The sequence below is a fragment of the Streptomyces sp. 4F14 genome, assembly GCF_048159485.1.
Lineage (GTDB): Bacteria > Actinomycetota > Actinomycetes > Streptomycetales > Streptomycetaceae > Streptomyces.
The window spans coordinates 88,229-110,572 of record NZ_JBLRVY010000038.1; the positions used below are offsets into that span (position 1 = coordinate 88,229).

Annotated in this window: 20 protein-coding genes; 8 read left to right on the forward strand and 12 right to left on the reverse strand. The window is 73.1% G+C overall.

What is annotated here, in order from left to right; translation table 11 throughout:
• Positions 1 to 9 precede the first annotated feature (9 nt).
• The 4 genes from ACLZOT_RS43585 to ACLZOT_RS43600 all read right to left on the reverse strand — a co-directional run bounded on the left by ACLZOT_RS43585 (position 10) and on the right by ACLZOT_RS43600 (position 3,480).
• Complete coding sequence (locus ACLZOT_RS43585; RefSeq protein ID WP_416974785.1) at positions 10 to 861, reverse strand: DUF6454 family protein; 852 nt, start codon at positions 859 to 861, stop codon at positions 10 to 12.
• A gap of 96 nt (positions 862 to 957) precedes the next feature.
• Entirely contained in the window at positions 958 to 1,146 is a 189-nt protein-coding gene (locus ACLZOT_RS43590; RefSeq protein WP_416974786.1) for a hypothetical protein, read from the reverse strand.
• A 263-nt stretch (positions 1,147 to 1,409) separates the two neighbouring features.
• Complete coding sequence (locus tag ACLZOT_RS43595) at positions 1,410 to 2,159, reverse strand: hypothetical protein (protein ID WP_416974787.1); 750 nt, start codon at positions 2,157 to 2,159, stop codon at positions 1,410 to 1,412.
• A 31-nt stretch (positions 2,160 to 2,190) separates the two neighbouring features.
• Positions 2,191 to 3,480 (reverse strand): hypothetical protein, encoded by a 1,290-nt coding sequence (locus tag ACLZOT_RS43600; RefSeq protein ID WP_416974788.1) that lies wholly within the window; start codon positions 3,478 to 3,480, stop codon positions 2,191 to 2,193.
• A gap of 197 nt (positions 3,481 to 3,677) precedes the next feature.
• Between ACLZOT_RS43600 and ACLZOT_RS43605 the strand changes: the two genes are divergently transcribed.
• The 4 genes from ACLZOT_RS43605 (at position 3,678) to ACLZOT_RS43620 (ending at position 8,411) form a co-directional block, all read left to right on the forward strand.
• Positions 3,678 to 3,809: a hypothetical protein gene (locus tag ACLZOT_RS43605; protein WP_416974789.1), complete on the forward strand. Its 132-nt coding sequence runs from the start codon at positions 3,678 to 3,680 to the stop codon at positions 3,807 to 3,809.
• A 6-nt stretch (positions 3,810 to 3,815) separates the two neighbouring features.
• Positions 3,816 to 4,847 carry a cytochrome P450 gene (locus ACLZOT_RS43610; RefSeq protein ID WP_416974790.1) on the forward strand — a complete coding sequence of 344 codons (1,032 nt, stop codon included), beginning with the start codon at positions 3,816 to 3,818 and terminating at the stop codon, positions 4,845 to 4,847.
• A 34-nt stretch (positions 4,848 to 4,881) separates the two neighbouring features.
• Positions 4,882 to 7,164, forward strand: a complete 2,283-nt coding sequence (locus ACLZOT_RS43615) for an Orn/Lys/Arg decarboxylase N-terminal domain-containing protein (RefSeq protein ID WP_416974791.1) — start codon at positions 4,882 to 4,884, stop codon at positions 7,162 to 7,164.
• Positions 7,165 to 7,280: 116 nt separating this feature from the next.
• Complete coding sequence (locus ACLZOT_RS43620) at positions 7,281 to 8,411, forward strand: FAD-dependent oxidoreductase (protein ID WP_416974792.1); 1,131 nt, start codon at positions 7,281 to 7,283, stop codon at positions 8,409 to 8,411.
• 11 nt (positions 8,412 to 8,422) lie between these two features.
• Here the strand turns inward: ACLZOT_RS43620 and ACLZOT_RS43625 are convergent, their stop codons facing one another.
• Complete coding sequence (locus ACLZOT_RS43625; RefSeq protein WP_416974793.1) at positions 8,423 to 10,000, reverse strand: HAL/PAL/TAL family ammonia-lyase; 1,578 nt, start codon at positions 9,998 to 10,000, stop codon at positions 8,423 to 8,425.
• A 166-nt stretch (positions 10,001 to 10,166) separates the two neighbouring features.
• Between ACLZOT_RS43625 and ACLZOT_RS43630 the strand changes: the two genes are divergently transcribed.
• Positions 10,167 to 11,306 (forward strand): 3-oxoacyl-[acyl-carrier-protein] synthase III C-terminal domain-containing protein, encoded by a 1,140-nt coding sequence (locus ACLZOT_RS43630; protein ID WP_416974808.1) that lies wholly within the window; start codon positions 10,167 to 10,169, stop codon positions 11,304 to 11,306.
• Positions 11,303 to 13,207, forward strand: a complete 1,905-nt coding sequence (locus ACLZOT_RS43635; RefSeq protein WP_416974794.1) for a cytochrome P450 — start codon at positions 11,303 to 11,305, stop codon at positions 13,205 to 13,207. The genes ACLZOT_RS43630 and ACLZOT_RS43635 overlap by 4 nt, the downstream gene beginning before the upstream one ends.
• Here ACLZOT_RS43635 and ACLZOT_RS43640 read toward each other — a convergent pair.
• Together ACLZOT_RS43640 and ACLZOT_RS43645 are read right to left on the reverse strand one after the other, a co-directional pair.
• Positions 13,177 to 14,403: an EF-hand domain-containing protein gene (locus ACLZOT_RS43640; RefSeq protein WP_416974795.1), complete on the reverse strand. Its 1,227-nt coding sequence runs from the start codon at positions 14,401 to 14,403 to the stop codon at positions 13,177 to 13,179. The two genes, ACLZOT_RS43635 and ACLZOT_RS43640, sit on opposite strands and share 31 nt — an antisense overlap.
• Positions 14,404 to 14,699: 296 nt before the next feature.
• Positions 14,700 to 15,251 (reverse strand): Uma2 family endonuclease, encoded by a 552-nt coding sequence (locus ACLZOT_RS43645; RefSeq protein WP_416974796.1) that lies wholly within the window; start codon positions 15,249 to 15,251, stop codon positions 14,700 to 14,702.
• A gap of 148 nt (positions 15,252 to 15,399) precedes the next feature.
• Between ACLZOT_RS43645 and ACLZOT_RS43650 the strand changes: the two genes are divergently transcribed.
• Complete coding sequence (locus tag ACLZOT_RS43650) at positions 15,400 to 15,972, forward strand: Uma2 family endonuclease (protein ID WP_416974797.1); 573 nt, start codon at positions 15,400 to 15,402, stop codon at positions 15,970 to 15,972.
• A 36-nt stretch (positions 15,973 to 16,008) separates the two neighbouring features.
• Here the strand turns inward: ACLZOT_RS43650 and ACLZOT_RS43655 are convergent, their stop codons facing one another.
• Entirely contained in the window at positions 16,009 to 17,442 is a 1,434-nt protein-coding gene (locus tag ACLZOT_RS43655; RefSeq protein WP_416974798.1) for an MFS transporter, read from the reverse strand.
• Positions 17,443 to 17,544: 102 nt separating this feature from the next.
• Between ACLZOT_RS43655 and ACLZOT_RS43660 the strand changes: the two genes are divergently transcribed.
• Entirely contained in the window at positions 17,545 to 18,258 is a 714-nt protein-coding gene (locus tag ACLZOT_RS43660) for a TetR/AcrR family transcriptional regulator (RefSeq protein WP_416974799.1), read from the forward strand.
• On the opposite strand, the gene ACLZOT_RS43665 is transcribed toward ACLZOT_RS43660, so the two are convergent.
• The 4 genes from ACLZOT_RS43665 to ACLZOT_RS43680 form a co-directional block, all read right to left on the reverse strand.
• Complete coding sequence (locus tag ACLZOT_RS43665) at positions 18,242 to 19,543, reverse strand: family 43 glycosylhydrolase (RefSeq protein ID WP_416974800.1); 1,302 nt, start codon at positions 19,541 to 19,543, stop codon at positions 18,242 to 18,244. The two genes, ACLZOT_RS43660 and ACLZOT_RS43665, sit on opposite strands and share 17 nt — an antisense overlap.
• A 23-nt stretch (positions 19,544 to 19,566) precedes the next feature.
• Positions 19,567 to 20,409 carry a helix-turn-helix domain-containing protein gene (locus tag ACLZOT_RS43670; protein ID WP_416974801.1) on the reverse strand — a complete coding sequence of 281 codons (843 nt, stop codon included), beginning with the start codon at positions 20,407 to 20,409 and terminating at the stop codon, positions 19,567 to 19,569.
• Between the two features lie 205 nt (positions 20,410 to 20,614).
• Positions 20,615 to 21,460: a hypothetical protein gene (locus tag ACLZOT_RS43675; protein ID WP_416974802.1), complete on the reverse strand. Its 846-nt coding sequence runs from the start codon at positions 21,458 to 21,460 to the stop codon at positions 20,615 to 20,617.
• Between the two features lie 91 nt (positions 21,461 to 21,551).
• Positions 21,552 to 22,004 carry an RICIN domain-containing protein gene (locus tag ACLZOT_RS43680; protein ID WP_416974803.1) on the reverse strand — a complete coding sequence of 151 codons (453 nt, stop codon included), beginning with the start codon at positions 22,002 to 22,004 and terminating at the stop codon, positions 21,552 to 21,554.
• Between the last annotated feature and the right edge of the window lie 340 nt (positions 22,005 to 22,344).

The following is a 22,344-nucleotide window of genomic DNA, read 5'->3' on the forward strand; positions in this document are numbered from 1 at the left end:
TCGTGGTGCTCACAGCGCCGCTTCGAGGACGAGCAGGCTCGACTCCCCGGGGCGGGAACCGTCGTCGGGGATCGCGTACATCCGCAGCCGGTCGCCGGTCACTTCGAGGTGGGTGGCGTTGAAGGTGACCGCGCGCCCGGCCGGGGAGAGCGCGGTGACCGGCGCCTCGTGGTGGATGTCGCCCGTGGACATGTCGATCAGGGCGATGCCGCCGAGGCTGAAGACGTGGCCGTCGCCGTCCGGGTACTCGGCGACGCCGGTCCAGGAGGCGAGCGTGCCGGTCGTCTCGACGCAGTCCTGGAAGTCGACGTAGTGGCTGCGTACGGGGATGCGGCGGAGGAGTTCGCCGGTGTCGGTGAGGACGAGGATGTGCCGGCCGCCCCAGGTGATGCCGTACAGCTGGCCCGTGTCGGGGTCGCGGGAGACGCCGCCGAGGTGGTCGTCGTAGCGGAACGCCTCGGTGACGTCGCCGGAGGCCGGGTCGACGCGGTACATGATCGAGCGGGAGTCCGGCCGGTACTCGGCGGTCGGGACCCAGACGTGCTCGCCGTCGTAGGTGAGGCCGCTGGGGTGGTAGACGGTGTCCTCGCCGAGCTGCCAGGTGCGCAACAGCCTGCCGTCCGGGGTGAGTTCGAAGAGGTGGCCGACGCCCCGGCCGGCGGTGCGGTCGGGGCCGGTGCCGGGATTGTCGTAGCGGACGGTCTCCTCGATGATCTCCGCGCTGCTGAGGAAGAAGTTCTCGCCGACCCGGTCGAGGCCCTGGGGGTGGTGGCAGGCGAAGTCGAGGGGGATGCGGTCGACGGTGATCCACTCGGTGGCGCGGGTCAGTCGGCCGATGGCGTCGTTGACCGAGAGTTCCACGGGGTGCTCCTCGGGGGAAGACGGTCAGCCCCCACCGTCACCGATGGCACCACGGGGGGCGGCCGTCCGCCACTTGGCGGACACGAGACCGAGGGCTCAGCCGATCATCGTGATGTCCGGTGGCCACAGCACACTGCCCGCGAGCAGCAGCGAAGGGCCGAGGTGCACCGGGCAGACCGGCAGCGACGGCAGCCGGTGGCGCAGCACGCTGAACCGGGCCTCGTCCAGGCAGCCGGCCTCGCCGTAGGGGCCTCGGCACTTCTCCGACGGACGGTCGTCCTTCATCACGGGAACCTCGCTGCTCCGGGGCCGGGGATGCCACCACCTCCAGAAAACCGCCGCCCGCGCGGGGCGTGCCAGGTCCGGGCGGCCGTTGGGGTGACGGGCAGCGGCGCCGTCCACCCGAACGGCCGGGGCAGCGCCCGAGCGAACCGGGCGGCTCGCGGGCGGGAAGTCTTCGAGGGGACGTCCGGCCTTTCACCCGTACGGCGCTGGACGCCCCGAGGCCGCGCGGCACGACCACGCCACCTCGCAGACGCGGGTCTGGGTTACGCCGACGGGAAGTACCGGCTGAACGGCGTGGCATCCACCGCGAGGATGCCGTTGAACGGCTGGTCGAGCTGGTGGATCAGCAGGACCAGGAACGTGATCAGCGCGGACAGGCCCATGACCATCACGACGTGGGTGACGCTGCGTTCCACGCCGAACATGAACATGAACGCCACGGTGAGCACCCCGCCGATGATCAGCCCCAGCCACAGGATCGGCGAGAGTCCGCCGCCGATGTCGCCCTCCCGGCCGCGCCGGGCGTCGTCCAGGGTGCTGAGCTGGGCCAGTACTTCCTGGGCCGCCGCCTGCTGGGCCGGGGTCGCGTCGTCGGGCAGCCGGTCGGCGGCGCGCAGCCGGTCCAGGAGCCGCCAGCCCTCCGGGCCGAGGGGCTGCCCGGCGGCCATCGCGGGCCACTCGACGTCGATCACGTGCCGGGCGTAGGCGTCCGTCCCCGAGCGCACCTCGGACGCCTGCGGCTCCGGCAGGGAAGCGGCCAGCAGCCGTACCTGGTGCACGGCGCTCGCCTCGGTCGCCACATGGTCCGAGGCGCCCGAGCGGGCGTCCCACACGGACACCAGGGACAGCCCGAGGATCAGCGCGTACAGGACGCCGACCATCATCGCGATGTACTCGGCGACGTCCTCCCGCGGCTCCTCGTCCTCCGCGAGCGGCCGGAAACGGTGCTTGAGCAGGACGACGGCCGCCGCGAGCAGGGCGACGCCGGCGCAGATGACGAGTGTCTCGGTCATGGTGTGGGACTTTCGGACGACACGGGAGGGGTCACCCGCGCCGCGAGCCGAGAAGCACGGCGGCGACGATCGCGGGGAGCAGCACGACGAAGAGGATCAGGGCGAGGCCCAGACCGGTGGGGCCTTCGCCGGGGCGGTAGAGGCGGTTCAGGAGGGACCGTTCGGCCCGGCGGGGCGTCTGGGGGGTGGCCCGCTGCGGGTTGTCCGCCGCAGGCGGGGCGACGCCGGGTACGGGAGCGGCGGGCGGGGCGACTCCCGGTGCGGCGACGGCGGGCGGGGGCGGGAAGGGCAGGGGGACACCGGGAGGGGCGGGCGGCACGGGCGGGACCGCGACGCCGGGAGGCACCGGGGGCACGGGAAGGGCGGGCGGTGCAAGGGGCACGGCCGGGATCGGCGGCGCGGCGACCGGCGGCGGGCCGGGCGGCGGGGTGCCCGGAGGGCGGGGGGTACGCGGCACCGGTGCCGTGGGTGACGGGGACGGCGTCGGCCGGGGCGGCCGTGGCGGCGCGGTCAGGACGAAGGGCGCGGAGGCGTACGCGGTGAGCGCGGGCGGCGGCACCAGCCGGCCCGAGACGCTCAACGTGCGCGTACGGTCGCTCCCCTCGGCCCGGCCCTCGCTGACGTACCGCCCGGGAGCCCGGCGCACCACGGCCCGGCACACGGCGGAGCCCCCGGCGGCGATCCGGGGTACGACGGGCAGCCCGCCACCGCAGTCGATGCCACGCCCCCCGCCGAGGAGCCGGTCACTGAGCCGCACGGCGAAGACCGTCCGGTTGCCCCCGTTGGTGACCCGGTAGCCGACCGTCGCCGTCCGCCCGTCCACCCGCACGGACTCCGTGAGCGCCAGTCCCCCGCCGACCCCCGCGTACCCGGCCCGCGCCTTGGCCGTGGACCGGGCACGCAGGGCGGGGATCCGGCCGACGGCGAGCACTTCACCGGCGTGCACGCCGGGCCGGGCCGGGGTCCGGGCGGTGCAGGTCGCGGAGGTGAGCCCCCGCAGGACGCGCACCCGGCTCCCGCCACCCGCGCAGCGCGGTACGACGCCGTCCAGGCGCGGGTCGGTGACCTGTACGTCGTAGAGGTCGGCGCCGGTCCGATTGGTCAGCCGGTAGACGCGCACCACCGGGTCCCCCACCCGGATCCCCGGCCGCACGGCCCCGAGCCCAGGTCGGGCATTGACACTCACCCGCAGCGCGAGCCCGTACGACCCGGCCCCGTCGGCGGCCACCGGCCCGCCCCCACCGAACACCGCGCACAGGGACAGCACCAGAACGGCCAGAACGACCCAGCGCCCGCTTCGCCCCGGCCGTCGTCTGATCATCACACCGGAAATGCTCGACACGTCCCCGCGCCCCCGCACTCCACGCCACGCCGGTCCCGGCGTCCGGAACGCCGGGATTCACCCGTACGGGCCCGTCGCGTGGTGGGCCGTACGGCTCTCGACCCCCCTCGGACGGGGGAACGTCAGGACGAGCGACACCCGTTCGTCGAATTCGCGTGCGAGAGGTGGATCGTGGCATGGCGGGCTTCAGCGACGGCGTGACCGAAGAGGAACTGCGTGCCGACCCCTTTCCCCTCTACGCCCGGCTCCGGCGGGAGGCGCCGGTCGTGTGGTTGCCGGGTGTCGGGACGTGGCTCGTCACCGGATAGGACGAGGTGCGGCAGGCGATCGGCGCCCCGGAGGCGTTCACGTCGGTGGACGGGATGATCAGCGAGTTCTGCGAGCCGCTGAGCCTGCTGACGCTGGAGGGCGACGCCCATGCCGGGGTGCGGGCGGCGGTGGACGACCGGTTCACGCCGGAGACGGTCGTCGCCGTGGACCCGGTGATCGAGGAGGCGGCGGTCCGGAGTGTCGGCGCGCTCCCGGAGCACGGCACCGCCGAGCTGATGGACGCCTGCTTCAAGCCGGTGACGGGCGCGGCGGTCGCCGAGCTGTTCGGCCTGCCGAAGACGGACCCGGCGCGGCTGATGCGTTGGGCGGATGCGCTCGGCCCCCGCGAGACCGGCCCGGACCCGGCGGCCGACGCCGTCCTGGACGCCGGGGCGCGGGCGGCCGCCGCCGAGGTCGACGCGGCGCTCGGGCCGGTGGTCGAGGGCCTCAAGGCCGCCCCGGACTCCTCGTTCCTGTCCCGGCTCACGCACTGCGGGCGCCCGCCCGGCGATCCCCGGCCGACGGCGGACGTCCTGTCCACGGTCAAACTCTGCGTCGCCTCCTTCCGCGAGATCGCCGACGCCACCGCGAACGCCCTGCACGCCCTGCTCACCCACCCCGAGCAGCACGCCGCCCTGCGGGCCGATCCGGCGCTGCTGGCGGGCTGGGTGCGCGAGAGCCTGCGCTGGTCCCCGCCGATCGCCGTCCTGGAACGGGTCACCACCGTGCCCGTCCGGCTCGGCGCGCACACCGTCCCGGCCGGCGAGCGGATCGCCGTCGCCACCGCGTCCGCCAACCGCGACGAGCGGGCCTTCACCGACCCCGAGACCTTCGACATCCGCCGCACCCCGGCCCCGGTCCTCACCTTCGGCTACGGCACCCACCGCTGCCTGGTGCGCGCGCTGGTCCCCCGGGTGCTGCGCATCACCCTCGCCACGCTCCTGGAGCGCCGGCCCGGTCTACGGCTCGCGGCGGGGCAGCCGGGGCCGTCCGGGTGGCGGGTCAGGACGCTGGACCGGCTGACCGTGGAGTTCTGAACCGCCGTACGCGACACAGGGAGCAAGCACCACCATGTCTCAACCCCCCATGATTCTGCTGGCCGTTGCCGACCGTCCCACCGACGACAGCGCGGGTGCCGATCAACTCCGGCGGATAGCAGAGGAGTTGACGGGGCAGGGCGCGGCCCCCCGCTGGGTGTCGAGCGCGCGGGACGCGCGGGCGGTGATCCGTGCGGAGGCGGGCCTCGCGGCCGTGCTCCTGGACTGGGACCTCGGCGCGGACGGACAGGGCCGGCCCGCCGAAGAGGTCCTGGAGGCGGTGCGGCGGCGGGCGACGGGGCTGCCCGTCTTCCTCGTCCTGGACGGCGCGGGCCTGGACGGCGTCCCGCTGTGGGCGGCGGAGGTCGTGGTCGGCTACGTGTGGCTGCACGAGGACACACCCGCCTTCCTCGCCGGCCGGATGGTGAAGGCCGCCCGGGACTACCGGGAGCAGCTGCTCCCGCCGTTCTTCCGGGAGTTGATCCGCTGGGACGACAGCCACGAGTACTCCTGGCACACCCCGGCGCACGCGGGCGGCGTCGCGTTCCTGCGCTCCCCGGTGGGCCGCGCGTTCTTCGACTACTACGGCGAGCAGCTCTTCCGCTCCGACCTCACCTGTGTCGTGGACCAGCTCGGCTCGGTCTGGGAACACTCGGGCCCGGTCGGCGACTCGGAGCGCAACGCGGCCCGGATCTTCGGCGCCGAGCGCACCTACTACGTCCTGCACGGCACCTCCGGCGCCAACCGTCTGGTGGGCCACCACTGCGCCGTACAGGACGAGGTGGTGGTCCTGGACCGCAACTGCCACAAGTCCGTGCACCACGCGATGATCCTGGCGGGCGCCCGCCCGGTGTACGTGACGGGCACCCGCAACGGGTACGGCCTCATGGGGCCCGTCCCGCCGGGGCAGTTGACGCGCGCGGCGGTCCAAGAGGCCGTGCGGGGAAGCGAGTTGGCGGCTCGGGCGGTGTCGCCTGACCCCGTGTACGCGGCGGTGACGAGCAGTACGTACGACGGGCTGCTCTACGACGCCGTGGGCGTGGCGGGGTCGCTCGGGGCGAGCGTGCCACGGCTGCACTTCGACGAGGCGTGGTCGGCGTACGCGAAGTTCCACCCCCTGTACGCGGGGCGCTGCGCGATGGACGTGCCGGTGACGGACGCGGGGCCGTCGCTGTTCGCGACGCAGTCCACGCACAAGCTGCTGGCGGCGCTGTCGCAGAGTTCGATGGTGCACGTCCGTTCGTCGCCGAGGGCGCCGGTGGACCACGGGAGCTTCAACCAGTCGTTCATGATGCACGGCACGACCTCGTCGCTGTATCCGATGCTGGCGTCGCTGGACGTGGCGGCCGGGATGATGGACGGGGCGGCGGGCCGTTTCCTGATCGACGAGACGATCACCGAGGCGATCCGCTTCCGCCAGGCGGTCCCCCGGCTCGCGCGCCGGATCAGCGAGGCCGGCGACCGCCCCGACTGGTTCTTCGGCGTCTGGCAGCCCCCGACGGTCACCGACCCGGACACGGGCCGGACGTACGCCTTCGAGGACGCCCCGCTGGAGCTGCTGGCGGCGACGCAGTCCGCCTGGTACCTGGACCCCGGCGCGGACTGGCACGCCTACCCCGGCCTCGCGCCGGGCCACTGCATGATCGACCCGGTCAAGGTGACCGTGACCTGCCCGGGCATCCTCGCGGACGGCACGCCGCAGCCGTGGGGTGTGCCGGGGAAGATCCTCAACGCGTACCTGTACCGGCGCCGGGTGGTGGTCGACAAGTACGACCCGTACAGCCTGATCTTCTTCTTCTCGATGGGCATCACGAAGGGCAAGTGGGGCACGCTGATCGACGCCCTCACCGACTTCAAGGCCCTGTACGACGCCGGCGCCCCGCTCGTCGACGTCCTCCCGGAGACGGTGGCGGCCCACCCCTCGGCCTACGCGGACCTGACCCTGCCGAAGTTCTGCGCCCGCATGCACGAGCCGACCCTGCGCCTCACGGCCCTCCTGAAGGCCGCCTCCGACGAGCTGCCGGTCCCGGTACTACCCCCTGTCCAGGCGTACGAGGCGCTGGTGCGCGGCCGCACGGAACGCGTCCCGCTCGACGGGCTGCCCGGCCGTACGGCGGCGGTGATGGTCGCGACCACTCCGCCGGGCAGCCCGATCCTGGTGCCCGGGGAGCGGGTGGGGGCGGCGGACAGCGCGCTGATGCGGTACCTGCGGGCGCTGGAGGAGTTCGACCGGGCGTTCCCCGGCTTCGCGAGCGAGACGCATGGGGTGGAGCACGATGAGGGCGGGGGGTACGGGATCGCGTGCGTGGTGGAGTGAGAGAGGTGTCGGTGGTCTGTCGGGGCGCTGTCGGTGACTGTCGGCCGTTGTCGGCGATCTGTCGGGCGGGGTTGACACCTTCTCAGGGACAGCAGGCCCGACCCTGAGGAGTCATCATGCACAGCCCCGTCACGATCATCGGCGCCGGACTCGGCGGACTCACCCTCGCCCGTGTGCTGCACGTCCACGGTGTCCCCGTGACCGTCTTCGAGGCGGAGCCGTCCCCGTCGGCGCGTACGCAGGGCGGGATGCTCGACATCCACGACTACAACGGGCAGCTCGCGCTGGAGGCGGCCGGGCTCATGGACGAGTTCCGCGCCATCGTCCTGGAGGGCCGCGAGGCGATGCGGGTCCTCGACACGGACGGGACCGTCCTGCTCGACAAGGCCGACGACGGCACCGGCGGTCGCCCCGAGGCGATGCGCGGCGAGCTGCGGCGGATGCTGGTCGACTCGCTCCCGGACGGCACCGTCCGGTGGGGGCACAAGGTCACCGGGGTCCGCGCCCTCGGCGGGGGCCGTCACGAGGCGGCCTTCGCCGACGGCACGACCGTCGCCGCGGACCTGCTGGTCGGCGCGGACGGCGCCTGGTCCCGGGTCCGGCCGCTGCTCTCCGGGGCGGTCCCCGCGTACGTCGGGACGTCGTTCGTCGAGACATACCTCTTCGACGCCGACACCCGGCACCCGGCCACCGCGAAGGCGGTCGGCGGCGGCATGCTGATCGTGCCCTCGCCGGGCAAGGAGATCTTCGCCCACCGGGAGAGCGGCGACACCCTGCACGCGTACGTGGGGCTGTTCAGGCCGCTGGAGTGGTTCGCCGGCGTCGACTTCACCGACGCCGCCGCGGCGACCGCGCGGATCGCGGCCGAGTTCGAGGGCTGGGCGCCGGAACTCACCGCGCTGATCACCGACAGCGACACCGCGCCGGTCCTGCGCTCCCACTACGCCCTGCCGGCCGGGCACCGCTGGGACCGGGTGCCGGGGGTGACCCTCCTCGGCGACGCCGCCCACCTCGCGGCCCCGAACGGCGAAGGCGCCAACCTGGCGATGCTGGACGGCGCCGAACTCGGCAAGGCCCTCGCCGAGTTCGCCGACGACACGGAGGCGGCGCTCGCCACGTACGAGGAGGCCATGTTCGTACGCGGCACCGAGAACGCCGCTCTCGACGGCGCCGAACTCCTCCCGATCGACTCCGAGAACAACACGGCGCGCGAGCTGATCAGCAGGTTCGCGGAGAACGGCGGATAACTGAGCGACCGTCACCGTGCGCCCTCCACCACCTCGCTCACCCCACCCCGCCGGATCAGCCCCGTCAGAGCCCGCAGGTCGGTGTCGAGCCTCCGGTCCGTGTCGAGGAAGGCGGCGTGTGTGCGGACCAGGTCGAAGACGGCCCGGGTGCCGGGGGCGAGGCGGTCGGGGCCGCGTAGTTCGGCGGCCTGGCAGCAGGCGAGGAGGTGGAGGGCCGCGATCTCCGTGACGAGTTCGACGACCGTGCGCGCGTCGCGGGCGGCGATGGTGCCCATGCTGACCTTGTCCTGGTTGTGGGCCTCGGTGGAGCGGGAGTGGGCGGTCGCGGGGTTGGTCAGTTTGAGGGCCTCGGCGGCCAGCGCGGAGCACGCGATCTGCGCGCCCTTGAAGCCGTGGCCCATCCCGGCGCTCTCCTCGGGCGGCGCCGCGAGGTTGAGCGGCAGGCCCCGGTTGAACTTGTCGTCGACGAGGAGCGCGAGCTGCCGGTCGAGGAGGTCGCCGACGCTGGCGACGGCCGTCTTGAGCGCGTCCATGGCCTGTCCGACGTGTCCGCCGTAGAAGTTGCCGCCGCTGAGCGGTTCGTCGAGGGCGGGGTCGAAGAGGGGGTTGTCGTTGCTGGAGTTGATCTCGACGTCCAGCCAGGGCACGACCCAGCCGAGGGTGTCGAGGAGCACACCGGTGACGTGGGGCGCGCAGCGCACGGAGTAGCGGTCCTGCACGGCCCGCTCCAGCGGCACGACCTGCTGGGCGCCGATCCGGGGCAGGCCGGCGTGCGCGCGGAGGTGGTCGGTGGCGAGCCGGGAGCCGGTGAGCAGGGCGCGGATGCGGGCGGCGCTGCGCAGTTGCCCGGGGTGGGGTTTGTTGCGGTGGACGGCGTCGTGGAAGTGGCCGAGGTTTCCCTCCAGGGCCTCGCAGGTGAGCGCGGTGCACACGTCGGCGACCAGGGCGAGGTGCTCGGCGTCGTGGGCGGCGAGGGTGGCGAACCCGGACATGAAGGAGGTGCCGTTGATGAGGGCGAGCCCCTCCTTGGCCTCCAGCGTGACGGGGGTCAGTCCGCAGGCGTCGAGGGCCTCGGCGGCAGGCAGGGGTGCGCCGCGGTGGGTGACCTCGCCGTGGCCGGTGAGGACATCGGCGACGTAGCACAGGGGCACGAGGTCGCCGCTGGCCCCGACCGAGCCCCGTTCGGGGACGCGGGGCAGGATGTCGTGCCGGAGCAGGTCCAGGAGCAGGTCGACGAGGTCGCGGCGGACGCCGGAACGGCCCCGGGCCAGGCAGTTGGCGCGGATCAGCAAGGTGGCGCGGACCACGTCGTCGGCGGTGTCGGGGCCGCTGCCGTTGAGATGGAAGCGGATCAGGCCGTGCTGGAGAGCGGCGGCGCGGCCGGTCCCGACGTGGAAGCGGGCGCTGTCGCCGAATCCCGTGGTGACGCCGTAGATGGGCCGGCCGGTGGCGATGAGCCGGTTCCTCAGGTCGACGGAGGCGGCCATCTGTTCGGCGGCCTGTCCGGACAGGGCGAAGGCGGTGTTCCCGGGGTGGCGTGCCACGGCCGCGACGTCGGCGACGGTGAGCGTGTCCTCACCGATGTCCATAGGATCCGTCAAAGTGAGTTACTCGCATTCGATCGACCGTGAAAGGTGGAGGGTTTATCCGCCCTCATTTCTCAAACTATTCCAGCGGGTCTCCGGAATTCCTGTGACAGGCCAGTTCCTTTCCAGGAAATGCGGGTGCGGGGATCGGATGGAATGATCGGTGACCATGAACGCGGCACCGACGACGGTGGATCCCCGGCTGCACGCGATAGCCGCCCGGCCCCCTGATCCGTCCTGGTCGACCGAAGATCTGCTGGCCGCCGCCGGGGACCGGCTGTCGGAGCGGCTGGCCGCCATGCTGGGCGACCTGGGGGTGGCGAAACGCCATTCGGTCCTCGCCAATTACCCCGAGGTGCTGTTCGAGGGCGCGGCGCCGCGTCTCGACGTACGGGCCTCGGAGCTGTCCGCGCGCACGGCCGCCGAGTGCCTGGAGAAGTCCGGGGCGGCGCCGGAGCGGATCGGGCTCGTCCTCGGGGTGACGAGCAGCCCCGGGCGGCTGCTGCCGAGCCTGGTGTGCGACCTGTTCGGCCTGCTGCCGTGGCTGCCGCGCGACGCGGCGAACCTGAGCATCGCGTACATGGGCTGCTCGGCGATCGCGAAGGCGGTGGAGACGGCCCGCTGGTATCTGACCTGCTGTCCGGACCGGCTGGTCCTGGTGTGCTTCATGGACGCGATCACCCCGCTGTCCCCGGTCCTGCCGGGCCGCTACAGCCACTTCGACGAGGTGCCGCCCGAGGAGCGCCAGCGGACCGTGAACGCCCTGCACGGCTTCCTGTTCGGTGACGCGGCGGTGGCGATGCTGCTGGGCGCGGACGGTCCCGGTCCCGCGTTCGGCCCGGTCGCGCACCTCACCAACGAGCGGGCCGAGGACGCCGAGCTGGGCACCGTCCCGGACGGCGGCTCGGACCTGCCGGTGGTGCACGGGCGGCGCGTGTACACCCTGAGCCCGTGGGTGTCGGCGCGCGGCGCCGCGTACGTGGAGGCCACCGTCGCCGACCTGCTGCGCACGCACGCCTGCGGGATCGCGTCGGCCGCCGAGGCGACGACGCTGCTCCTGCACACGGGCAGCACCCGCATCCTGGACACCCTGCACGACCGCCTCGGCCTACCGCCCGGCAGCCCGGCGACCCGCTCCTCGTACCGCGTGCTGCGCGACTACGCCAACACCGTCGGCTGCTCGGTCCCGATGATGCTCGCCGAGCCGGTGACCCGCCCCGAGGGCACGGCGCTGGTCGTCGCCTTCGGGCTGAGTTTCAGCTGCGGCGCGTTCACGATGACGGTGCCGCCCGGGGGCTGGACCCCGTGAGCACCGCCGCCGGCGTCCCTTCCCCGGCCCGGATGTACGACTGGCTGCTGGGCGGCAGCCAGCACCGCCCCTGCGACCGCGCCGCCGCCGAGGCCCTCGAAGCGGCCCGCCCCGGGGCGCGGGCCAGCGCGCGGGCCAACCGGGCGTTCCTGCGCGGCTTCGTCGGCCACTGTCTGGACCGGGGTGTCGACCAGTTCCTCGACCTGGGCAGCGGCCTGCCCACCCAGGGCCACGTCCACCAGACGGCGCACGCCCGCGCCCCGCGCGCCCCGGTCGTGTACGTCGACCACGACCCGGACACCGTACGCACCGCCGCCGCCCTCCTGGCCGACGAGCCGTACGCGGTGATGCTCGAAGCGGACCTGCGCGACCCGGCCGCCGTGCTCACCGACCCCCGTCTCCTCGCCCTGATCGACCCAGGTCTGCCGGTCGCCCTGAGTCTGGTCTCCGTCCTCCATCTGATCCCGCCCGAGGACTCCCCCGGCGAGATCGTCGCCGCCTTCCTCGACCGCCTCCCTCCGGGCAGCCTCCTCGCCCTCACCCACCTCAACGCCCCGGCGACCGCGCGGGTTCCCACCCGGCCCCGCCTGTACGACCGCACCGCCGACGAGATCCGGGCCCTGTTCGCGGGCGCCGACCTGCGACCACCGGGCCTCACCCGCCTCCCCGGCACCCCCGTCCTGGCCGGCATCGCCCGGGTGGCGCCCCGCTCCCCCGCCGGCGGCCCCCTGGACGCGGCGCGGGCGGCCCGCGCCCTGCCGACCCCGGCCGGCCGCGCGGACCCGTACCCGTACTACCGGGTCCTCAACGACCTGGGCCCCGCCCACCGCCTGACCGAGAACCGGTACGTCGCCAACGGCCACGCCTGCGTGGACCGGGTCCTGCGCGACCCCACGCTGCGGGTCCGGGACCGTGAACTCCTCGACCGCTCCTGGCCCGAGGGCCACGACCACCCTTCGGTGACCCTCCAGTACGGCTCGATGATCTTCGACAACTCCGCCGCCCACGACCGGGTACGCCGTCTCATGGCTCCCGCGTTCACGCCCCGCCGGGTGGCCCGGGCCGAAGCGGACATCACTGAGCTGGCCGGGCGGCTCCTGGAGCGGCTGGACGGCGAGGGCGTCGACCTCGTCGGGGAGTTCGCCTATCCGCTGCCGTCGGCGGTCGTCGGTGCCCTGTTCGGCGTGCCCGAGGAGGACGCCGAATGGCTGCGTCCGCGCGCCGACGCGGCTGCCCGGGCCATCGAACCCGACGCCCAGCACCGGGACTTGACCGACGCCGACGCGGCGGCCGAGGAGCTGCGGGGGTACCTGCGGGACCTGGTCGCCGCGCGGCGTGCCCGGCCCGGCGAGGATCTGCTCAGCGCGCTGATCGAGGGCTGCGACGCCTCCGACCTGATCACCAACCTGGCCCTGCTGCTGATCGCCGGTTTCGAGACCACCACCCACCTCATCGGCACGGCGGCGACCCTGCTCATGCGCCGGCCCGAGCACTCGGCGGCCCTGCGCGCCGATCCCTCGCCTTTCATCGAAGAGGTCCTGCGGTACGACGGGCCGGTCCAGACCACCGTCCGCTGGACCGCCGAGGGCACCACGCTGGAGGGGGGTCTGCGAGTGCCGCCCGGGGGCCAGATCCTCGTCCTCCTGGGCGCCGCCGACCACGATCCGCGCCGCTACCGCGACCCGGACGTCTTCGACCCGGGGCGGCCCGATGTCAGGCCGCTGTCCTTCGGCGCCGGACCGCACCACTGCCTGGGCGCCGCCCTGGCCCGGCTGGAGGCGCGGATCGCGCTGCCGATGCTCGTCGCGCGCTTTCCCGGCCTGGCCCCCGCCGGGCGGCCCGTGCGCCGGGACCAGTTGACCCTGCGCGGCTACGACCGCATCCCCGTCACCCCGGGCTGAGCCGCGCGCTTCGCGAGGACCGCGTGGAACCCGAACCGCCACACGGGGCGCAGTCCGGTGCGGAACTCCTCGAAGGAGAGCTGTCCGTCGCCGTCGGTGTCGTAGACGCGCATGCAGCGGGCGATATCGCTCTCGGGCAGGCCCCAGCCCAGCAGGAGCAGGCGCAGTTCGTTGGCGTCGATGCTGCCGTTGCCGTCGAGGTCGAGGCGGTCGAAGACCAGGCGGGCCGCCTGCTCGGGGGTGGTGTCGGCGCGCGGCGCGTCCGGCCGGTGGAGGGCGTAGAAGTGCTGGTGGAAGGCGTCGAACGAGAGGTGCCCGTGCTCGCCGTGACGCTCCAGGAGGGCGTGCACGTACGGCCGGGACAGCCCGCAGCGGTCGGCCATCGCGTCGAGTTCGTCGGCGGTGAGGGTGCCGCCGCCGTCCGTGTCGAGGGCGTCGAAGACGGCACGCGCCCGCTCCCGGTCGTCCGCCCCGGCGGGGCCCGTCATCGCGGACCAGGCGACGCGGGCCCGTTCCTCGACGAGGGTCTCGCGTCCCCGTTCACTCGTGTACGCGGCGAGTTGGGCGGGCGACGGTTTCAGGACCGCCCGATAGAGCAGGGCGTGCGCGAACACGAAGCCGAGGAGCAGCAGGTTGCCCGCGAAGCCCACGGCCGCCGGGACCATGACGAGGCCGGCGAGGAGGATCGCGACGGAGTACGTCGACTCCGGGAACAGGCCGAGCGCGTTGAAGAGGCCGATGAACACCCGGCACCAGACGTACACGTTGAGTACGAGGAAGGTGTTGACGAGCCAGAACTCCGAGTGCGGGTCGAGCAGCAGCCGCAGCGCGCAGTAGGCGTGCAGCAGGATCACGAACACGTACCCCGGGACCATGACCGCCCGCGAGCCGAAGACGATCGTCGTCTGCCAGGCGGCGGTGGGGACGTGCAGGACGAGCGCGGCGACGGCCATCACGGTGGCGGGTACGGCCGGATCCGCGACGAAATACGCGACGACTCCTGCGGCCAGCTCGACCGTGCCGCCGATCGCGTGCACACGCACCGCGAGCCGACGCCCGCGCAGCAGCAGGAACTTGGGGTGCGGCGGGGTAAGGAGGTGGTACAGCAGCACGAACACGTTGCAGAACAGGGCGGCGGCACACAGCGCGAGCCGCTGCGACTCCCCCGCCTCGTCCCGCCTGACGAGCAACGCCATCAGAGGCAGCGTCACGGCGATCAGAGGCAGAAGAACGAACGCCAGATACTTCACCCGACGCTTCGCGTCCAGGGAGTCCGAGGGGTCCGACGGGTCCGGTGACAGGGGGCGGTTCGGTGCAGGCTGCACGGGAACACCAATCTGCCGGTGCGATTACTCCATCCTGGCGCATCCGGGCCACGGTCCGCGCTGGTCAGGCGGGTCTTCGCGGCCAGGTTCACTCGTGCGGGTGACACGCCTCGGGGGTCGGCCCGGCGGTCGTGGTGAGGTCGCCGAGCGCCGCATCACCGACCAGGTCAGGAAGCGCCGGTCTCCGGCTCGGGGCGGGGCAGCTCGTCCAGGTCGAGGGTGTAGGTCCGGCCGTCGGCCAGCTCGACGGGCAGCTTGCCCGTGCCGTACTTGTGGGTTCGGGCCGTGATGTAGCCGGTGCCGGTGGGCTCGGTGTGAACGACGACCTCCGCCGCGTACGGGTCCACGACCATGTAGACCGGGATGCCGTAGCGGCCGTACTTCGCGGTGCAGTCGTCGTAGTCCTTGCGCGCGGAGGAGACCGAGACGACCTCCGAGATCAGCAGCACGTCCTCGAAGCTGTAGCGCTTGCCCTGCGTCTGCGCGTCCTCCCGCAGGATGGCAAAGTCCGGGGCGGAGTTCTCATCGGCTGGGAAGTCGATGTAGACGTCGGAAGCAGTCTTTGCGTGGCGGCCGAGAGCGAGTGAGTCGATCTGCATCGACTTGATCGTGCTGGAGTGCTCGAAGCTCCGCGGGGTCATGACCACTTTCCCGTCGGCGCCGAAGAGGACCGTGTACCCAGCGGGTAACTCGGTCTGCATGATCGCATCGACACTCATCGACGACTCCTCCCTGTCGTTTCTCAACATAGGGGTCTCCCTCTCCCGACAGCCGCCGCAAGGGCCCGGCGGCCGAGACCGAAGCCATGCCGGAACACGGCCCGATAGCGTGGTGGGCGACCGGCTGCCGATGAGGAGGTGGGCCAGAGTGACCCTTCCTGTGCTGCGCCCCCGCCCCGGCAATCTGCGGGAGGTCGCGGAGCGGATCGAGGCGTCCACCGGGCTGCGGGTCGAGATCATCGGAGGCAGTCTCGTGATGTCACCCGCCCCTGGTGGCAAGCGTGCGGGTACCGTCCGCCGCCTGCGGGTGCAGATCGAGTCCCGGCTGCCCACCGGTCTCGCACCGTACGAGATGTCCTCCGTGGCCATGCCGGAGGACCCCGACGACTACGCCACACCCGACCTGACGGTCCTTCCAGTGGAGTGGGACGAGGACGACTCCTGGCTCGCCGACCCCGCCGACGTCGCCCTCGCGGTCGAGGTGATCTCGCAGTCCGAGAAGGCGAAGGACATCACCGACAAGAACGGCTGGTACGCCCGTGCCGGGGTCGCCGTTCTCCTCGTCCTCGATCCCCGTACCGGCCGCTGGACGCTGCACACCAGGCCCAAGGACGGCGAGTACCACGGTCAGGTGCACGGTGTGTACGGGGAGACGGTCGAACTGCCGGTGCCTCTGCCGTCCCCGGTCGACACCGGAGTCCTGCCGCTCTACGGATCCTGACCCCGTACGGGCCCTCCTCGTGCATGCGGTCCTCCTCTACTCGGGGGGCGTGCGGGTGCGGCGTATCGCCCAGGCCAGCAGGGCGGCGGACGCGAGGGTGAGGAGCGTGGCGGAGACGGTGGCCGCTTCGTGGAACCGGTGGGTCTGGTGGGTGGTCCAGTGGCCGGCGGTGATGTTGCCGGTGAAGAGGGCGGCGAGGACGGTGCCGGCCACGGCGACGCCGGTCGCGGCGGTGACCTCGGCGGCGGTGTCGATGAGGGCCGCGCCGGTGGAGGTGCGGTCGGCGGGGAGGCCGTTGAGGACGTTGACGCCGGCCGCGGCGCCGACGACGCGCATCCCGGCGGCGACGAGGACGAGGGCGAGCGCCACCCAGGGATAGCCGAGGTTCCCGGACACGGTGTAGACGGCGAGTCCGGCCACGACCGACCCGGCGCTCATCCAGGCGGCCCGGTCGATGCCGACGCGCTCGACGAACCGGTGCACGAACGGCCCTCCGGCGATGAGGACGACGACCTGCGGCAGCATGCCGAGCGAGGCCAGCGCGGGCGGCCACCCCCAGTCCAGCTGCAACTGGAGCGTGACCAGGTAGGCGAGCCCGGCGTTGGCGAGCCCGGCCGCCGCCTTGTAGGCGAGCCCGCCGGACACCTTGGGCCGGGCGACGAGTGAGAGGTCGAGCAGCGGATGCGGGACCGTCCGCTCCCGTACGACGAACAGGGTCCCGGCGAGGACCGCTCCGGCGAGCGCGGCCCAGGGCGTCCACGACCGGGCGCCGGAGTCCACGAACAGGGTGGGCGCGACGAGGGTGAGGACGATCGCCGCCGTACCGAGCACCCCGCCGGGCAGGTCGGCGGGGGCGCGGTGCAGGCCGGCGGGGTCGTCGGGCGGGACGCCCCGGCGGATGCCGGCGATGGCGAGCAGCACGATCGGGACGTTGACCAGGAGCAGGACCTGCCAGGGCGCGAAGGACAGGACGAGGCCGCCGACGGTCGGGCCGATCGCGAGCCCGACCATGCCGACGGTCGAGATGAGGGTGATGGCGCGGACCCGCAGCCCCTCGTCGTCGAAGAGGCGGAACGCCATCGCCATGGTGCCCGGCGTGGTCATCGCGGCGGCGAGGCCCATCACCGCGCGGACGGCGACGAGCGCGCCGGTGCTGGTGACGGCGGCGGTGGCGAGGCTCGCGGCGCCGAGCAGGACGAGCCCGGCGATCATCACGCGGCGCCGCCCGAGCCGGTCGGCGAGGACGCCGAACACGAGCATCAGGCCGCCGAAGACGACGGAGTAGCCGTTCGTCACCCATTGCAGGGCGATCGTCGGGGCGTCGAGTTCACGGCCGATGGTGGGCAGCGCGACGTTCAGGACGGTGTTGCTCATCATCTCGAACAGGAAGACGGCCGACAGGCCGACGAGGGCGGTCCGCGCCTCGCGCAGGGTGCGGAACGGCCGGTGGGTGGTGGTGGGGGATGCCATGGGGCTCCTCTCCGGAGGATCCGGAACATCGACGAACAGTGTTCCACAGACGAACACTGTTCTACGCAAGGAACGGCGTTCGCGTCAAGCTATGCTGGACCCGTGACGAACAAGAGCGAGTGGGCCGCGAAGATCGCCGCCCTGGGCGAGCCGGACCGGGACCGGCGGACCGGGAAGGCCCCGATCACCGTGGCGCGGATCGTGGACACCGCGTTCCGGCTCGTCGAGACGGACGGCTTCGAGGCCCTGACGATGCGCCGCGTCGCCGCCGACCTCAAGACCGGACCGGCCTCGCTGTACGCCCACGTCCGCAACAAGGCCGAACTGGACGAGCTGCTGATCAGCGAGGTGTGTGCCCGCATCCCGGTGCCGGAGCCCGACCCCGCCCGGTGGGCCGAGCAGATGCTCGGGATCTGCCGGGCCCTGCGCGACGAGTACCTCCGCTACCCCGGCATCTCCCGCGCCGCCCTGGCCGCCGCGCCCAACAGCCTCGACGCGCTGCGGCTCAGCGAGGGCATGCTGACGATCCTGCTGGCCGCTGGGGTGCCCCCGCAGTCCGCCGCGTGGGCGATCGACGCCGCGTTCCTGTACGTCTCCGCGTACTGCTTCGAACTGTCCCTGCGCACCCACGCCGACACCGGCGTCGACCAGCGCGTCCTGGACCGCGACGACCTCGCCGAGCGCTACCGCATGCTCCCCGCCGACCTGTTCCCCAGCACGGTCGCGCACATCCGCGAACTGACCTCGGGCGAGGGACACGAACGCTTCGAGTTCACGCTGACGGCACTGCTGGGCGGTCTCACGCCGTCTCGATGAAGTCCAGTTCGGCGTAGAGGTCGCCCTTGGACAGGGTGATCGTGTTCCAGCCCGACTCCAGCTCGACGGACTTGGTGGTCGCCTGCCAGTGCTCCCAGGCCGTGTGCGGGTAGGAAACGCTGCCGACGACCGTGCCGTTGACGGCGAGGCGATGGGAGGCCGGCGCCGGGGTGCCCGACGCGTCCCGGGAGCCGTTCGCGAAGTGGACGGTCAGCGTGTGGGCGCCCGCAGAGGCGGCGAAGACCCTGAACTCGACCGCGCTGTCGGGGAAGTCGATGCGGCCGACGGCCCGGTCGTCGGACGCCGTGGAGGTCTCGCGGACGACCGCGTGCGTCAACCGGGCGTTCTCCGCCTGGTAGATGACCTTGCTGCCCCGCACCACGGGATAGCCGTCGGCCCAGCCCAACTCGGCCTGGTAGAGGACGCGGATACGGCCCCGGTGACCGTGGAAGAGAATCCGATCGCGTCCGTCGGGCCCGGTGACCACGTCCTGTCCCCCGGGGCCGTGGACCGCACCGGAGAAGGTGTCCGTGGTCATCAGCGGCCGGAACGCCTTGGTGTACGGCCCGGTCAGGGCCGGGGACACGGCGTACCCGGTGGCGTACGCGTCGGTGTCGTAGGCGTTCGCCGAGTAGAACAGGACGTAGTGCCCGGCGCGTTTGACGAGCGTGGGCGCCTCCACGAGACGCCCCTCCCAGGGCCGGTCCTGCCGGATCAGACGCACCGGATCGCCGGTGACCCGGGTGCCGTCCCAGGTGGTGGGCTGGAGGTGCAGCCACGTGTCCTTGCCGAGGCCGCAGCAGTTGCCGTCGTTCTTCCACAGCAGGTAGCGCCGGCCGCCCTCCGTGTACGTCGAGGCGTCGATGGCGCCGCCCTCCCCCGCCGGGCAGACCAGCGGGGTGTCGCCGACGGGGTGGAAGGGGCCGTCGGGCGTGGCGGACCGGGCGACGCCGATGCACTGGCGGCCGCTCGCCCGGTCGCGGGCGGTGTACTGCATCGTGAACCCGGCGTCGGCGGCGAACACTTCGGGCGCCCACACGAGGTCGGCCCGGGGCTGCGCCCAGGCGCCGAGCACGGGCAGCGGGTCGCGGTCGTCGGGGGTCCAGTGCTCCAGGTCGGGCGAGGTGGCGTGCTGGAGGTGCCGGCCGCCGCTGCCCGTGGCGTACGCGTGGTAGGTGGTGCCGACCTGGAGGACGTCCGGGTCGGGGAAGTCACGGTCGAGCGGGGACGCCGGGTGGGCCGCGGCGAGGCAGAGGGCGGCCAGGAGAAGGGCGAGGCGGGGCATGCGGGACTCCTTGCGGACGGAGGCTATGCCAGTTCGATGCCGTCCAGTTCGGTGAAGAGGTCGCCTTTGGAGAAGCGGATCGTGTTGCGGCCTGCGTGGAGGAAGACCGTCACCGGCTCGGTCTTCTGCCAGTTCTCCCAGCCGGTGTGGGGGTAGTGGACGGGGCTCGCGACGACGCCGTTGACGGCGAGGCCGTGGGAGGCGCAGGAGGGGCCGCCGCCGCTGTCCTGGGAGCCGTTGCTGAAACGCACGCTCATGGCTCGGGGGCCCGCCGAGGCGGCGTCGACGGTGAACTCGACGTAGCTGTCGGGGTAGTCCATGTGCGCGATGGCCTTGCCGCTGCGGGCCCCGGTGGCGTCGCGGATCGTCACCTGGCGCGTGCGGGCCTTCTCCGCCTCGTGGAAAACGGGCCTGCCGTCGTGCGGGGCGCCCTTGCCGACGGCGGCTGCGAGGGCGCCGTCGCGTTCGGGGCCGGCGAACTGCACCCCGTACACCGCCAGGCTCGTACCGAGAAGGACGGCGGTGATCGCCAGGGCGACGAGCCAGGTGCGTGTCGGGCGCTGTGGTGCGGGAGTTGGGGCGGGTGTGGGTGCGGGGGCCGGTTTCGCCGAGGTCTGGGGGTCGGCCGCCTCCCACAGGGCCCGGAGTTCTCGCGGGTCGCCGTCCAGGATGCGGCAGATCTCGACGACCACCGACCAGGGGGCGACGCCGTCGCCCCGGAAGTAGCGCGAGAGGGACGAGTCGCTGACGGGGACCCGCTTCTCCAGCTCCCGCAGAGTGAGTCCCGACCGGTGCTGCAACGCGCGCAGGGCCGCGCCGAGCTGCCGCTGCGCCACCAGACGGTCCGGCTGACCGCTGTCCGTCATGACGGACGTCTCCCGAGGGTCGGCAACGGGTGTCCCGTTGACTGCTTCATGGCGTGGGACCGGCTGTCCCAGCAGGTCAGGACTGTATTTATACGGACATGGGAGCTGCAACCGGCTGGGGTGCAGGGTCGATTCACCGGCCGCCCGGTTCACCCGTACGGCGGAGCGCCCGGCCGGTGGCGGGCCGGGCGCTCCGGACGGCGGGTCAGTCTCCGTACTGCACGGGCCGGTACGCCTTGTACTCGCTGCCGGCGTTCAGCCCGTACGTCAGCGTCCGGTGCGAGGTGCCGGGGCCGCTGCGCTGCTCGTAGGCCAGGTACGAGGTGTGCGCGGCGTCGTTCCACCGCTCGAAGATGACGGCGTGGCGGGTGTTGCTGTTGCCGATGGCGTCGATGACGAGGTCACCGGGCTGGAGTTCGCCCATGCCGATGGGGCGGGTGATGCCCCGGTTGCCCGCCAGGCCCACGGTGGTCTCGCCGGGCGTGCGCAGGCCGAGCGCCATGGAGACGTAGCCGGAGCAGTCCTGGCGGTAGCCGTCGCTCCAGTGCGCGTTCTGGCTGTACGGCACGGGCCGGCCGCCGTTCGCGGTGAGCCAGGTGGCGGCGCGCTCCAGGGTCCGCTGGCGGGTGCCGCTCGGGGTGCCGCCGCCGGGGTCGCCCTGCACGGGGACGCCGGGGAGCCGGTCCTCGGGGATGTCCACGGCGACGACGGTCAGGAAGCCCGTCACGGGCGAGGTGATGTGCGCCATGAAGGTCGAGCAGGCGCTGCCCTCGCAGACGCGGCGGCCGGTGTCGACCTGGTAGTCGGCGGTGACGCGGTCCTCACCGGCCGCGTTCCGGTTGATCATGCCGACGGAGGGCGAGGAGATGTCCGAGGTGGCATGGACGATCCACCGGGTGCCCCAGGTGGGGAAGGACGCCTCGGCCCGGGCCTGGTGGGCGTACGCAGGGGGCGCGGCGTGGGCGGCGAGGGTGAGGCCGGGGGCCGTCAGGCAGGCGAGGGTGAGGGCGGGGAGGATGCGGCGCAGCCTGCGGGTGGGGCGGTTGGGCATCAAAGGGCTCCTTCTACGAGGTGGCGGTTTCTGGCGGTGGCGGGACGGTGAGGTGGTCGGCGACGGCAGGTCCGCGAGGGGTGCCTGCGGCTCACTGCCACTGCTGGTTCGCCGATCCGCTCGCGCACGGCAGGGCGATCAGCCGCCGGCCCTCCCCCGGGTCTGCGACGCACGCCCCCGTGCTCACGTTCCGGAACATGAGCCGGCCGTCGGACCTCTGGAGCTTCCACTTCTGGAAGTCGAGCCCGTTGCACGGCCAGGTGCGCAGGCCGGCCGCGCTGTCGTCGAGGCACCGGCCGGTCGCCATGTTCGAGAACTGCCGGGCGTCGTCGGTGTGCCGGGTGACCACCCACTTCTGGTGGTTGTTGCCGTTGCACTGGTAGCCGCGCAGGCCGCCGCCGTCGCTGTCGTCCATGCACAGGCCGGAGTGGACGTTGCGGTACGTCTCCTCGGCCCGCACCTGGGCACCGGCGGAGGCGGAGGCGCCGAGCGCGGTGACGGCGAGCGCCACGAGGGCGGGCAGGACGGTGCGTACAGGATTCACGGGAAGTCCCTTCAGGGCATGCGGAGTTCGGCCGAGCGGCCGGGGGGACCGACGCTCTGTGGCGGTCGGTGGGACGAGTCTGCGCGGGCCGACGCCGGGCCACACCCGGATCCCGGCCGCTTCGCCCGCCTCGGGACAGGGGCGGCGCCGACCTGCCGGGACACCCCGGTCCCGGGACGGGAAGCAGCCGGCGGGACGGGCCGGCGGGCCCTCCGGACGGCCGGAGCGAAAGTTTTCGCCCCTGGTGGTGACCGAGGCGCGTGGTGCACCCTGGACAAGATCGCCGCAGCCCTCGCGCGCGCGTCCGGCTCCCCACCCCTCCAGGAAGCGACCCGTCATG

What these genes read in the sequence shown, in the direction of transcription:
- ACLZOT_RS43590 (WP_416974786.1), bottom strand. Translation starts at nt 1,146, where the DNA reads ATGAAGGACGACCGTCCGTCGGAGAAGTGCCGAGGCCCCTACGGCGAG.
- ACLZOT_RS43595 (WP_416974787.1), bottom strand. Translation starts at nt 2,159, where the DNA reads ATGACCGAGACACTCGTCATCTGCGCCGGCGTCGCCCTGCTCGCGGCG.
- ACLZOT_RS43600 (WP_416974788.1), bottom strand. Translation starts at nt 3,480, where the DNA reads ATGATCAGACGACGGCCGGGGCGAAGCGGGCGCTGGGTCGTTCTGGCC.
- ACLZOT_RS43605 (WP_416974789.1), top strand. Translation starts at nt 3,678, where the DNA reads ATGGCGGGCTTCAGCGACGGCGTGACCGAAGAGGAACTGCGTGCCGAC.
- ACLZOT_RS43615 (WP_416974791.1), top strand. Translation starts at nt 4,882, where the DNA reads ATGTCTCAACCCCCCATGATTCTGCTGGCCGTTGCCGACCGTCCCACC.
- ACLZOT_RS43620 (WP_416974792.1), top strand. Translation starts at nt 7,281, where the DNA reads ATGCACAGCCCCGTCACGATCATCGGCGCCGGACTCGGCGGACTCACC.
- ACLZOT_RS43625 (WP_416974793.1), bottom strand. Translation starts at nt 10,000, where the DNA reads ATGGACATCGGTGAGGACACGCTCACCGTCGCCGACGTCGCGGCCGTG.
- ACLZOT_RS43630 (WP_416974808.1), top strand. Translation starts at nt 10,167, where the DNA reads ATGAACGCGGCACCGACGACGGTGGATCCCCGGCTGCACGCGATAGCC.
- ACLZOT_RS43640 (WP_416974795.1), bottom strand. Translation starts at nt 14,403, where the DNA reads ATGGCGTTGCTCGTCAGGCGGGACGAGGCGGGGGAGTCGCAGCGGCTC.
- ACLZOT_RS43645 (WP_416974796.1), bottom strand. Translation starts at nt 15,251, where the DNA reads ATGAGTGTCGATGCGATCATGCAGACCGAGTTACCCGCTGGGTACACG.
- ACLZOT_RS43655 (WP_416974798.1), bottom strand. Translation starts at nt 17,442, where the DNA reads ATGGCATCCCCCACCACCACCCACCGGCCGTTCCGCACCCTGCGCGAG.
- ACLZOT_RS43665 (WP_416974800.1), bottom strand. Translation starts at nt 19,543, where the DNA reads ATGCCCCGCCTCGCCCTTCTCCTGGCCGCCCTCTGCCTCGCCGCGGCC.
- ACLZOT_RS43670 (WP_416974801.1), bottom strand. Translation starts at nt 20,409, where the DNA reads ATGACGGACAGCGGTCAGCCGGACCGTCTGGTGGCGCAGCGGCAGCTC.
- ACLZOT_RS43675 (WP_416974802.1), bottom strand. Translation starts at nt 21,460, where the DNA reads ATGCCCAACCGCCCCACCCGCAGGCTGCGCCGCATCCTCCCCGCCCTC.